This is a genomic window from Streptomyces sp. NPDC006435 (assembly GCF_040612315.1).
Lineage (GTDB): Bacteria > Actinomycetota > Actinomycetes > Streptomycetales > Streptomycetaceae > Streptomyces.
In genome coordinates, this window is the sequence record NZ_JBEXPY010000092.1 from 1 (window position 1) to 11,803 (window position 11,803).

Annotated in this window: 11 protein-coding genes; 10 read left to right on the forward strand and 1 reads right to left on the reverse strand. The window is 73.6% G+C overall.

What is annotated here, in order from left to right:
• Positions 1-277: 277 nt before the first annotated feature.
• The 3 genes from ABZZ04_RS38760 to ABZZ04_RS38770 all read left to right on the forward strand — a co-directional run bounded on the left by ABZZ04_RS38760 (position 278) and on the right by ABZZ04_RS38770 (position 3,136).
• Positions 278-1,132: a hypothetical protein gene (locus ABZZ04_RS38760; RefSeq protein WP_356936952.1), complete on the forward strand. Its 855-nt coding sequence runs from the start codon at positions 278-280 to the stop codon at positions 1,130-1,132.
• A complete protein-coding gene (gene mycP / locus ABZZ04_RS38765) occupies positions 1,129-2,322 on the forward strand; it encodes a type VII secretion-associated serine protease mycosin (RefSeq protein ID WP_356936945.1) in 1,194 nt (397 codons plus the stop codon). Before ABZZ04_RS38760 ends, mycP begins: the two co-directional genes overlap by 4 nt.
• 85 nt (positions 2,323-2,407) lie before the next feature.
• The gene (locus tag ABZZ04_RS38770) at positions 2,408-3,136 is read left to right on the forward strand and encodes an SseB family protein (protein WP_356936946.1); all 729 of its coding nucleotides are present in this window, start codon (positions 2,408-2,410) and stop codon (positions 3,134-3,136) included.
• A gap of 109 nt (positions 3,137-3,245) precedes the next feature.
• Here ABZZ04_RS38770 and ABZZ04_RS38775 read toward each other — a convergent pair whose 3' ends face one another.
• Positions 3,246-3,608: a DUF1844 domain-containing protein gene (locus tag ABZZ04_RS38775; RefSeq protein ID WP_283850742.1), complete on the reverse strand. Its 363-nt coding sequence runs from the start codon at positions 3,606-3,608 to the stop codon at positions 3,246-3,248.
• Positions 3,609-3,952: 344 nt separating this feature from the next.
• Here ABZZ04_RS38775 and infC point away from each other — a divergent pair, with 344 nt between their 5' ends.
• From infC to pheT, 7 genes are all read left to right on the forward strand, one after another.
• A complete protein-coding gene (gene infC, locus ABZZ04_RS38780) occupies positions 3,953-4,636 on the forward strand; it encodes a translation initiation factor IF-3 (protein ID WP_356936947.1) in 684 nt (227 codons plus the stop codon).
• A 120-nt stretch (positions 4,637-4,756) separates the two neighbouring features.
• The gene (gene rpmI, locus ABZZ04_RS38785) at positions 4,757-4,951 is read left to right on the forward strand and encodes a 50S ribosomal protein L35 (RefSeq protein WP_114243588.1); all 195 of its coding nucleotides are present in this window, start codon (positions 4,757-4,759) and stop codon (positions 4,949-4,951) included.
• 109 nt (positions 4,952-5,060) lie between these two features.
• Positions 5,061-5,444 carry a 50S ribosomal protein L20 gene (gene rplT / locus ABZZ04_RS38790; protein WP_072484442.1) on the forward strand — a complete coding sequence of 128 codons (384 nt, stop codon included), beginning with the start codon at positions 5,061-5,063 and terminating at the stop codon, positions 5,442-5,444.
• Positions 5,445-5,589: 145 nt separating this feature from the next.
• Positions 5,590-6,423: an RNA methyltransferase gene (locus ABZZ04_RS38795; RefSeq protein WP_356936948.1), complete on the forward strand. Its 834-nt coding sequence runs from the start codon at positions 5,590-5,592 to the stop codon at positions 6,421-6,423.
• A gap of 322 nt (positions 6,424-6,745) precedes the next feature.
• Positions 6,746-7,909: an ATP-binding protein gene (locus tag ABZZ04_RS38800; RefSeq protein WP_356936949.1), complete on the forward strand. Its 1,164-nt coding sequence runs from the start codon at positions 6,746-6,748 to the stop codon at positions 7,907-7,909.
• 148 nt (positions 7,910-8,057) lie between these two features.
• Entirely contained in the window at positions 8,058-9,185 is a 1,128-nt protein-coding gene (pheS, locus tag ABZZ04_RS38805; RefSeq protein WP_356936950.1) for a phenylalanine--tRNA ligase subunit alpha, read from the forward strand.
• Entirely contained in the window at positions 9,185-11,695 is a 2,511-nt protein-coding gene (gene pheT / locus ABZZ04_RS38810; protein ID WP_356936951.1) for a phenylalanine--tRNA ligase subunit beta, read from the forward strand. The genes pheS and pheT overlap by 1 nt, the downstream gene beginning before the upstream one ends.
• Positions 11,696-11,803: the final 108 nt, after the last annotated feature.

Here is an 11,803-nt window from a genome sequence, read left to right on the forward strand (position 1 = left end):
GCCCGCTCCGCCGCGCCCGGCGACCCCGCCGCCCGCGACGGCCGTCCCGCCCGTGGAGACCACGACCCGGCTCCGACCCGTACCCCCGGCCCCCGCTCCGAGCGCGCCCGCACCCCCGGCCCCCGCCCAGGGCGCGCCTCCCGCCCCCGCCCAGGGCGCCCCCGTGCCCCCGGCGGCCGTCGCTCCGCCCCGTCCCGAGCAGCCGCCCGCCGCGACCCGGCGCCGGCCCGTCGGCGCCGTGGACCTCACCCCGCGCCCGGGTACGGGCCCGCCGCCCGTGCCGCGCCCGTACCCGTACCGGCAGCCGCAGTCGTACTACGGCCCGCGCCCCGAGACGCCCGCCGAGACCACCACCCGGCTGCGCCCGATCCGCACCCGCCACCCCGCCCGGACCGCGGCCGCGGCGGTCTGCGTCGTGCTCGGCCTCGGGCTGATCGGTGGTGCGGCCACCGGTACCTGGCTCACCAGCGACTCCTCGGCCGACCCCGCCGCCCGCAACGCCTACGCCGTGGGCCGTTCCGCCTGGCACAACGTCCCCGTGGACACCCTCTTCCCGCGCACCCTGGCCGGTGACGGGGCGGGCCCCGGCGGCGCCGACCGGGTCTGGACCCGGCTCGCCGTCGCCCCGGACGGCGGCTGCACGAAGGCGCTGGACCCGCTGCTGGCCAGGACGCTCGGCCCGGTCGGCTGCGAGCGGATGCTCCGGGCCACCTACACCGACGCCACGACCAGCAGCGTCACCACCGTCGGGGTGATCTTCACCGAGGGCGACGCGGCGGCCATGCGGGCGCTCGGCACCCGCTTCACCGACCAGCGCCTCGACCGGCGCACCGACCTGATGCCCCGCACGTACCCCGTCCGGGGCACCGTCGCCGCCGGGTTCGGCGACCGGCAGCGTGCCAGCTGGACCGTCCACGTGCTGACCGAGGTGCCCGTCGTCGTGTTCGCCGTCTCCGGCTTCGCCGACGGACGCGCCGTCACCGATCCGCAGCCCGCGGCGAAGGCCATGGAGACGAAGGCGACGACCGCGGCGGCGCAGGCCGGACTCGGCCACGAGGCCAAGGGCGTCGCCGACCGGGTCGAGCGCGGTCTGCGCCGGGCCGTCACCGACCTCACGGAGAAACCGGAATGAGCCGCCGCACCCGCCGACACCGTGCTCCGGGCGCGGTCTGCGCCGCCGTCGCGCTGGCGCTCCTGCCCGCCGCACCGGCCGGGGCCGACGCCATACGGGACCAGCAGTGGGGGCTGCAGGCGCTCCACACCGAACAGGCGTGGCGGACCACCAAGGGCAAGGGGATCACCGTCGCCGTCGTCGACACCGGGGTCGACGGCAGCCTCCCCGACCTGGCCGGACAGGTGCTGACCGGCAAGGACATGATCGGTTTCGGGGCCGGCCGCGGCGACCGCGCCTGGGCCCGGCACGGCACGGCGATGGCGGGCATCATCGCGGGGCGCGGCCACGGGACGGGAGGCGACGAGGGGGTGCTCGGCATCGCCCCGGAGGCGAAGATCCTTCCGGTCCGGGTGATCCTCGAAGCCTCCGACCCGGCCCGCTCCAAGGCCCGCAAGTCGCGCGGCACGGCCCTCGCCGACGGCATCCGCTGGGCCGCCGACCAGGGCGCCGACGTCATCAACCTCTCGCTCGGCGACGACAGCAAGTCCGCGCACCCCGAGCCGGGCGAGGACGCGGCCATCCAGTACGCGCTGAAGAAGGGCGCCGTCGTCGTCGCCTCCGCGGGCAACGGCGGCGAGAAGGGCGACCACATCTCGTACCCCGCCGCCTACCCCGGGGTGATAGCGGTCACCGCCGTCGACCGGTACGGCACCCACGCGGCGTTCTCCACCCGCCGCTGGTACGCCACGGTCAGCGCCCCCGGCGTCGACATCGTCGTCGCCTCGCCCGACCGTCAGTACTACGTGGAGTGGGGCACCTCCGCCGCCGCCGCGTTCGTCTCGGGCGCGGTCGCGCTGGTCCGCGCCGCGCATCCGGACCTGACGCCCGCCCAGATCAAGAAGCTCCTCACGGACACCGCCCGCAGCTCCCCGGCGTCCGGCCGGGACGACGCCCGGGGGTACGGCATCGTCGACCCCGTCGCCGCGATCGAGGCCGGGGCGGAGCTCCGCCCCGCCGACCTGCGGGCCGAGGCCCGGACCGGGTACCGCAAGCAGTACTTCGGCCCCGGCCCCAGCCCCGCGCGGCACGAGAACATCCCCGCGGGCTGGCTCGCCGCCGGTGCGGGCGTCCTGGGCGCGCTCCTGCTGGCACTGGCCGTGGTGCTCTGGCGCGGCAGGGGCCGCGGCCCGGCCGCCGCCCGGAACTGACCGCCCCGCCGACCGCCGGGGCTTCCCGGAGCGGCCGGTCCGCCCCGTCGCCGGGACGGGAAGGGCCAGGGACTACGCTCGCCCTGTGGCGCTGAAGAACATTCCGGACCCCGGTTACTCCGACGACGACGGCACGGCCGACCCGGCCCTGACCGCGGCACTCGCCGCGTGGGCCGCGGACCGAAAGGCGGTCGGCCCGGTGCTCGAAGCACTCAGGGGCACCCGGCTGCTGGTCCCGGTCGTCGCCGTGCTGGGGGAGGTGGAGGAGGACGAGAACGGGCTGCGTCGCGAGAAGACCAGCGACATGGCCGTCCCCACCCTCCAGGCGGGGGGCCGCCGGGCCCTGCCCGCCTTCACCTCGACCGAGTCGCTGGCCCGCTGGGACCCGCAGGCCCGCCCCGTCGCCGTCCCCCTCCACCAGGCGCTCCAGGCCGCCGCGCACGAGAAGGCGGACACGGTCGTCCTCGACCTCGCGGGGCCGGTCGTGTTCGAGCTGACCGGTCCCGCGCTGCTCGCCCTCGCCGAGGGCCGCACCAGTGCCGACCCGCTGGACGACCCCGCCGTCACCTCTGCGGTGCGGGCCGCGGTCGCCGCCGAACCCGCGGTGCTCCGCGCCCACCTCGTCCCCGGCTCCGCCGACGGCACCCTCGCCCTCGTCCTCGCGCCCGGCACGGACCCCGCCGACGTCGCCCGCCGGGTCGCGGGGGCCCTGGCCGCCGACGAGGTGCTGCGCGCCCGGCTGGTGCGCGGCCTGGACCTGGCACTGCTGCCGGCCGACGCGGCCGCACCGGGCGAGCCCCTGTTCACCCGCTGACCGCGGAGCGGGCACCGGCCCCGCCCGGTCCTGCCGCACGAAACAGGTGAGCCCCCCGCCCGGGACGGGCGGGGGGCTCACCTGTGTGAAAGGGGCAAGGGGCGCGGGCTCAGCCGAAGACGGGGCCGGTGTACTTCTCGCCGGGGCCCTGGCCGGGCTCGTCCGGGACGAGGGACGCCTCGCGGAACGCGAGCTGCAGCGACTTCAGCCCGTCGCGCAGCGGGGCCGCGTGGAAGGAGCTGATCTCGGTGGCACTCGCGTCCAGCAGACCGGCCAGCGCGTGCACCAGCTTGCGGGCCTCGTCGAGGTCCTTGTGGTCGGCGCCGTCCTCGGTCAGTCCGAGCTTCACGGCGGCGGCACTCATCAGATTGACCGCGACCGTCACGATCACCTCGACCGCGGGCACCTCCGCGATGTCGCGGGCCATGTCGTCGAAGCCGGGGGAATCACTGGTGGGGGTCGCGTCACTCATGCGCCATACGATAGGCCCACGCCGGACCCGTCCCGTCCGCGGGAGCGGGGGCGACGGCCGGTTGGTGTGCGTACCGGGGAGCTGCTAGCCTGGTGTGACGACCGGCTGGGCAGCTATGTGCCCGGCCCACAAGTGGAGGCTCCGATCTCCCACCTGGCCGTCCTCTCGGACGGCGGGTCATCCGGTCAGGCGGTGGCCATCGTTCCGTACGGACGATGGGACCGCCCGATGCGCCCCGCGGCTGACCGCGGCGGTGTTCCGGTTGTTCCAGGAGCCCCGCCTGTGTCCCGTCCGGGGCATTTTTCTTGCCCGTGTGCGGTTGGTCCCAATGAAACAGACGTTACGTGGCTGTCCGCCAGGCGGCCGCGTGGTGCTACCGAGGAGGATCCATCAGCGCCGAGCCCCGCATCAACGACCGGATTCGCGTTCCCGAGGTGCGACTTGTCGGTCCCAGCGGCGAGCAGGTCGGGATTGTTCCGCTTGCCAAGGCCCTGGAACTCGCGCAGGAGTACGACCTCGACCTGGTCGAGGTGGCGGCGACCGCCCGTCCGCCCGTGTGCAAGCTCATGGACTACGGGAAGTTCAAGTACGAGTCGGCCATGAAGGCCCGTGAGGCGCGCAAGAACCAGGCGCACACGGTCATCAAGGAGATGAAGCTCCGGCCGAAGATCGACCCGCACGACTATGACACCAAGAAGGGTCACGTCGTCCGGTTCCTCAAGCAGGGCGACAAGGTCAAGATCACGATCATGTTCCGTGGTCGTGAGCAGTCCCGCCCCGAGCTGGGCTTCCGTCTGCTCCAGCGTCTGGCTTCGGACGTGGAGGAACTCGGCTTCATCGAGTCCAACCCGAAGCAGGACGGCCGGAACATGATCATGGTTCTGGGCCCGCACAAGAAGAAGACCGAGGCGATGGCCGAGGCCCGTGAGGCCCAGGCCGCCCGCAAGGCGGGGCGTCAGGGTTCCACCCCCGACGTCGCAGCGGACGAGGCTGCCGAAGCGCAGCCCGAGACACCTTCCGAGGCGTGACCCGAGGGGTCGCCATCCAGGCGGCCCCGGGTCCCCCCGGGATTCCCATCAAGATCTGACGCCCCTGCTGCCCGGTGCCCGCACCGGGAGGGGCGCCACTGACGAGGAGAGAACGGCGCGATGCCGAAGAACAAGACGCACAGCGGTGCCAGCAAGCGCTTCAAGATCACCGGCTCCGGCAAGGTGCTCCGTGAGCGCGCCGGCAAGCGCCACCTGCTTGAGCACAAGTCGTCCAAGAAGACCCGCTCGCTGACCGGCACGGTCGAGCTGGCCCCGGCCGACGCCAAGAAGGTCAAGAAGCTTCTCGGCAAGTGAGCCGCGGTCCCCGGCGCGTCCGGGGGCGGCGACCTCGACTTCAGACCGGGACCAATTCGTTTCCGGGCCGTGTGAGTCCAACCACGGCCCCGCTACAAGGAGTTAACAAGTGGCACGCGTCAAGCGGGCAGTAAACGCTCACAAGAAGCGTCGGGCGATCCTCGAGCAGGCCAGCGGTTACCGGGGCCAGCGCTCCCGTCTGTACCGCAAGGCGAAGGAGCAGGTCACCCACTCCCTCGTCTACAACTACAACGACCGCAAGAAGCGCAAGGGCGACTTCCGTCAGCTGTGGATCCAGCGCATCAACGCCGCTGCCCGCCAGAACGGCATGACGTACAACCGCCTCATCCAGGGTCTGAAGGCCGCCAACATCGAGGTGGACCGCAAGATCCTGGCCGAGCTCGCGGTCAACGACTCCAACGCGTTCGCCGCCCTCGTCGAGGTTGCCCAGAAGGCCCTCCCGAGCGACGTCAACGCCCCGAAGGCCGCCTGACCCAGGCAGCACTTCCTGCTTTTCCGAGCCGGACCCGCAGGCGCCCGTCGTCTGCGGGTCCGGTGCGTTGCACGGCACGTTCCGCACGTCCGTCCGTCGCTCCCGCACCCGTCAGCCCCGTACGCAGAGAGGCCCGCCGCCGACCATGGGCACCCCCGAACTGATCTCCCCGCGATCGCCGCGCGTCGCCGCCGCCCGACGGCTGGCCAAGCGCAACTTCCGCGGCAAGGAGCGCAGGTTCATCGCCGAGGGGCCGCAGGCCGTGCGGGAGGCCGCCGAGCACCGCGGCGGCGACGGCGAGCCGACCCTGATCGAACTGTTCGCCACCGTCGAGGCGGCCGAGCGGTACGCCGACATCGTCGCCGCCGCCCACGCGGCCGGCGCCCGGGTGCACCTCGCCGACGGAAACGTGCTCGCCGACGTGTCCCAGACCGTCACCCCGCAGGGCCTGATCGGGGTCTGCCACTTCCTCGACTCGCCGTTCGACGAGATCCTCGCCGCGAAGCCCAGGCTGGTCGCCGTGCTGGCCCATGTGCGCGACCCGGGGAACGCGGGCACGGTGCTGCGCTGCGCCGACGCCGCGGGCGCCGACGCCGTCGTGCTCACCGACGCCTCGGTGGACCTCTACAACCCCAAGTCGGTCCGGGCCTCGGTCGGCTCGCTCTTCCACCTGCCGGTCGCCGTCGGCGTCCCGGTCGAGCAGGCCGTGCGGGGGCTGCGGGAGGCGGGCGTACGGATCCTCGCCGCCGACGGCGCGGGCACCGACGACCTCGACGACGAGCTCGACGCGGGGACCATGGGCGGCCCGACCGCCTGGATCTTCGGCAACGAGGCGTGGGGCCTGCCGGAGGAGACCAGGGCGCTGGCCGACGCCGTCGTACGGGTGCCCATCCACGGCAAGGCGGAGAGCCTCAATCTGGCGACCGCCGCGGCCGTCTGCCTGTACGCCTCCGCAAGGGCCCAGCGCCCGCGCCGCTGACGGACCACCGCACGGCCCTCCGGGGCCCGCCGGGCCCACCAGGGCCGGGCGGGCCCCGCTGCCGCTTCCTGCACCGCCCCGCCGCCACTCCGCAAAGGCAAAGAGGGAGACCCGCTTCCGGAACGCCCGAGGGGGGCGTACGCGGGCGGGCACTCGGGATCACGGGCGCACCGGGGGCGCTGTCCGGCGGCGCTCGTGCCGCACCCGCCGGACCGCGGACCGCAGCAGTGCGCCCCCGCAGGGTGTCGCTCCGTCACCGACGACTAGTAGGGTGGCGAACTCGGGGGCCCACTGCACCGGTTCGAGAGGTGGGGTACGGGATATGGCTGTCGGCATGAGCAGGCCGCGCGAGACGCACACCGCAGTCGTGCGCGGATGCGAACGCCCCGGTGGGGCGGACGAGCCGACCGGGGAGTCGGACCTCGTCACCACCGGCATCGGCGTCGACCCCGACGACCTGCCCGACGGTCTCGTCGTCGCCGACGAGAACGGCCGGGTCGTCTGCTTCAACTCCGCCGCGGTCCGGATCACGGCCGTGCCCCGCGACGCCGCCCTCGGCCTCCCCCTGGAGCAGGCACTGCCGCTGGAGGACCTCAAGGGCCGCCGCTGGTGGGCGCTGACCGACCCGTACGGCGGCCTCGCCACCCGGGTCGGCCAGCCCGAGCGCAATCTGCTGCTGCCCGGCGGCCGGGAGGTCCTGGTCTCCGCCCGGTACGTGCGCGAGCACCCCACCGGCCCCGTGCGCCGGCTGATCGTCTCGCTGCGCGGCACCGAGGCCCGCCGCCGCACCGAGCGCAGCCACGCCGAGCTGATCGCGACCGTCGCCCACGAGCTGCGCTCCCCGCTGACCTCGGTCAAGGGCTTCACCGCGACCCTTCTCGCCAAGTGGGAGCGGTTCACCGACGACCAGAAGCGCCTGATGCTGGAGACCGTCGACGCCGACGCCAACCGCGTCACCCGGCTCATCACCGAGCTGCTCGACATCTCCCGGATCGACTCGGGACGGCTGGAGCTGCGACGGCAGCCCGTGGACCTCTCCGCCGCCGTGGAACGCCACGTCCAGGCCCTCACCGCGAACGGCCAGACCCCCGACCGCTTCCTCGTGCGCACCTGCCAGCCGCTGCCCGTGGTCTGGGCCGACCCGGACAAGGTCGACCAGGTGCTCGGCAACCTGCTGGAAAACGCAGTGCGCCACGGCGAGGGAACCGTCACCATCGAAGTCGCACCCGCACCCGCGAAGAGCGACGAGAAGGGAACGTCCGTCACCGTGAGCGACGAAGGCCCCGGCATCCCCGAGGAGTCGATGGGCCGCGTCTTCACCCGCTTCTGGCGGGGGAGCAAGCGCGGCGGCACCGGACTGGGCCTCTACATCGTCAAGGGCATCGTCGAGGCGCACGGCGGCACGATCACGGTCGGCCGCGGTCCCGGCGGCGGGGCCGAGTTCCGATTTATCCTGCCCGTGAGCACGCCGGCCTACCTGGTCTGAGCAGCCCACGGGCCTCTTACACGTTCCACGGCCCTTAGACTCGACTTTTGGCACCTTTGCGTCCGCCTGCCGTCGAGCAGCGGGGCCGCGGGGTCCGGGGCGTACCCGGTTCAGAGCATTAGCCAGCCAATCGGAAGCACGGGAAGAGATGTCGGCACCGAACAAGTCGTACGACCCAGTCGAGGTCGAGGCACTGAAACCGGAAGAGATCGAGCGCATGCGGGACGAGGCGTTCGCCGCCTTCGCCGCCGCCGGTGACCTCGACGCGCTCGCCCAGGCGAAGACCGCGCACACCGGTGGCACCTCGCCCCTCGCGCTCGCCAACCGCGAGATCGGCGCACTGCCGCCGCAGGCCAAGGCCGAGGCGGGCAAGCGCGTGGGCCAGGCCCGCGGCGCCGTGAACAAGGCCCTCGCCGCCCGCCAGGCGGAGCTGGAGGCCGAGCGGGACGCCCGTGTGCTGGTCGAGGAGGCGGTGGACGTCACGCTGCCCTACGACCGCACCCCGGCCGGTGCCCGCCACCCGCTGACGACCTTCATGGAGCGCGTCGCGGACGTCTTCGTGGCCATGGGCTACGAGGTCGCCGAGGGCCCCGAGGTCGAGGCGGAGTGGTTCAACTTCGACGCCCTGAACTTCGTGCCCGACCACCCGGCCCGGCAGATGCAGGACACCTTCTTCGTCCAGGGCGCCGACGGCGCGAAGACCGACGAGTCCGGCGTCGTGCTGCGCACGCACACCTCGCCCGTCCAGGCCCGCACCCTGCTCGACCGGGAACCCCCCGTCTACGTCGTCTGCCCGGGCCGGGTCTACCGGACCGACGAGCTGGACGCCACGCACACCCCGGTCTTCCACCAGATCGAGCTGCTGGCCGTCGACGAGGGCCTCACCATGGCCGACCTCAAGGGCACCCTCGACCACATGGTCAGGGCGCTCTTCGGACCGGACATGAAGACCAGGCTGCGGCCGAACTTCTTCCCGTTCACCGAGCCGTCCGCCGAGATGGACATGGTCTGCTACGTCTGCCGCGGCGCGTCCGTCGGCAACCCCGACCGCCCCTGCCGCACCTGCGGCAGCGAGGGCTGGATCGAGCTCGGCGGCTGCGGCATGGTCAACCCCAAGGTGCTCGTCGCCTGCGGCGTCGACCCCCGGAAGTACAGCGGATTCGCCTTCGGGTTCGGCATCGAACGGATGCTGATGTTCCGCCACAACGTAGAAGACATGCGAGACATGGTCGAGGGTGACGTCCGGTTCACCCGGCCGTTCGGGATGGAGATCTGATGCGGGTCCCGCTTTCCTGGCTGCGGGAGTACGTCGACCTGCCGGCGACGGAGACCGGCCGGGACGTACAGGCCAAGCTCATCGGTGTGGGGCTGGAGGTCGAGACCGTCGAGCAGATCGGCGCCGGCCTCAAGGGCCCGCTGGTCGTCGGGCAGGTACTGACCATCGAGGAACTGGAGGGCTTCAAGAAGCCCATCCGCTTCTGCACGGTCGACGTCGGCAACGCCAACGGCACCGGCGAGCCGCAGGAGATCGTCTGCGGCGCCCGCAACTTCGCCGTCGGCGACAAGGTCGTCGTGGTCCTCCCGGGCGCCGTGCTGCCCGGCGACTTCGCGATCGCCGCCCGCAAGACGTACGGCAAGACCTCGCACGGCATGATCTGCTCCACCGGCGAGCTCGGCATGGGCGACGACGGCACGCACGGCATCATCGTGCTGCCGCCGGAGCACGAGGCCGGCACCGACGCGATCGAGCTGCTCCAGCTCGTCGACGAGGTCCTCGACATCGCCGTCACGCCCGACCGCGGCTACTGCCTCTCCATGCGCGGCGTCGCCCGCGAGACCGCCATCGCGTACGGGCTGCCGCTGCGCGACCCGGCACTCCTCGACGTGCCCGCGCCGAACGCCTTCGGCTACCCGGTCAAGGTCGCCGACCCGCTGGGCTGCGACAAGTTCACCGCGCGCACCGTCGTCGGCCTGCAGCCCGAGGCCCGTTCCCCGATCTGGCTGCAGCGCAGGCTGCAGAAGGCCGGGATGCGCCCGATCTCGCTCGCCGTCGACATCACCAACTACGTGATGCTGGAGCTCGGCCAGCCGCTGCACGCCTACGACCGCACCCGCGTCGAGGGACCGATCGGGGTGCGCCGCGCCCAGCAGGGCGAGAAGCTCACCACCCTCGACGGCACGGTCCGCGTCCTGGACGCCGAGGACCTGGTCATCACCGACGACCGCGGACCGATCGGCCTCGCGGGCGTCATGGGCGGCGCCAACACCGAGATCGCCGACCTCCAGGAAGGCGCCGGGACCACCGAGGTCGTCATCGAGGCCGCGCACTTCGACGCGATCTCGATCGCCCGGACCGCGCGCCGCCACAAGCTGTCCTCGGAGGCGTCCAAGCGCTTCGAGCGCGGCGCCGACCCGCAGGCCGCGGCCGCCGCCGCGCAGCGCACCGTCGACCTGCTGGTGCTGCTGGCCGGCGGCACCGCCGAGAGCGGCGTCACCGAGGTCAGCGCGCCCTCCGCGCCCCGCACCATCGCGATGCCGGCGAACCACCCCGACCGGGTGGCCGGTGTCGAGTACGGCCGCGAGACCGTCGTGCGCCGCCTCCAGGAGGTCGGCTGCGACGTCTACGGGCAGGACGAGCTGATCGTCACCGTGCCGTCCTGGCGCCCCGACCTCGGCGAGCCGAACGACCTCGCCGAGGAGGTCATCCGGCTGGAGGGCTACGAGAACCTCCCGTCCACCCTCCCGACCCCGCCCTCCGGCCGCGGGCTCACCGACCGCCAGCGGCTGCACCGCAGGATCGGCCGGGCGCTCGCCGGGGCCGGTTACGTCGAGGCGCTGAACTACCCGTTCATCGGCGACGCCGTCCTCGACCGGCTCGGGATCGAGGCCGACGACGCCCGCCGCCGCACCGTCAAGATCGTCAACCCGCTCTCCGACGAGGAACCGGCGCTGCGCACCACGCTGCTGCCGGGCCTGCTCGGCGCGCTGCGGCGCAACGACGGCCGCGGCAGCCACGACCTCGCGCTCTTCGAGGCCGGCCTCGTCTTCAGGCCGATCGGCACCGAGACGAAGGCCGTACGGCTGCCCGTCGACCGCCGTCCCACCGACGAGGAGATCGCCGGGCTCGACGCCTCGCTGCCGCGCCAGCCGCGCCGCGCCGCGGTCGTCCTCGCGGGCGCCCGCGAGCAGGCCGGCTGGTGGGGCAAGGGCCGCCCGGCCGACTGGGCGGACGCCATCGAGGCCGCCCGCACCATCGCCCGCGAGGCCGGTGTCGAGGTGACCGTCCGCAGCGACCGGCACACGCCGTGGCACCCCGGCCGGTGCGCCGCGCTGTACGTCACGGTCGACGGCGAGGAGACCCTCTTCGGGCACGCCGGCGAGCTGCACCCGCGGGTCGTCAAGGAGTTCCACCTGCCCGAGCGCACCTGCGCCATGGAGGTCGAGCTCGACGTCCTGGAGCAGGCCGTCGACGGAGTGCTCCGGGCGCCCCGGATCTCCACCTTCCCGGTGGCGACCCAGGACGTCGCGCTGGTCGTCGCGCAGGACGTCCCGGCCGCCGACGTGGAGCGGGCGCTGCGCGACGGCGCGGGCGAACTCCTCGAATCGGTACGGCTGTTCGACGTCTTCACCGGCGAGCAGATCGGCGGGGGGAACAAGTCCCTGGCGTACGCGCTGCGGTTCCGCGCCGCGGACCGCACGCTGACCGTCGACGAGGCCACGGCCGCGCGCGACGCCGCGGTGGCGCTGGCCGCCGAGCGCACCGGCGCGGTGCTGCGGGGCGCGTGACGGGAAACGACCGTGCGGGCCCCCGCCCCCCGGGGGGGCGCGGCGGGGGGGCCCCACAGAGTAGAGGGGGGGGGGGGGGGGCGGCCGCCCCCCACCCGTGGAGGCGGG

What these genes read in the sequence shown, in the direction of transcription:
- mycP (WP_356936945.1), top strand. Translation starts at nt 1,129, where the DNA reads ATGAGCCGCCGCACCCGCCGACACCGTGCTCCGGGCGCGGTCTGCGCC.
- ABZZ04_RS38795 (WP_356936948.1), top strand. Translation starts at nt 5,590, where the DNA reads ATGGGCACCCCCGAACTGATCTCCCCGCGATCGCCGCGCGTCGCCGCC.
- pheT (WP_356936951.1), top strand. Translation starts at nt 9,185, where the DNA reads ATGCGGGTCCCGCTTTCCTGGCTGCGGGAGTACGTCGACCTGCCGGCG.
- ABZZ04_RS38775 (WP_283850742.1), bottom strand. Translation starts at nt 3,608, where the DNA reads ATGAGTGACGCGACCCCCACCAGTGATTCCCCCGGCTTCGACGACATG.
- pheS (WP_356936950.1), top strand. Translation starts at nt 8,058, where the DNA reads ATGTCGGCACCGAACAAGTCGTACGACCCAGTCGAGGTCGAGGCACTG.
- rpmI (WP_114243588.1), top strand. Translation starts at nt 4,757, where the DNA reads ATGCCGAAGAACAAGACGCACAGCGGTGCCAGCAAGCGCTTCAAGATC.
- ABZZ04_RS38800 (WP_356936949.1), top strand. Translation starts at nt 6,746, where the DNA reads ATGGCTGTCGGCATGAGCAGGCCGCGCGAGACGCACACCGCAGTCGTG.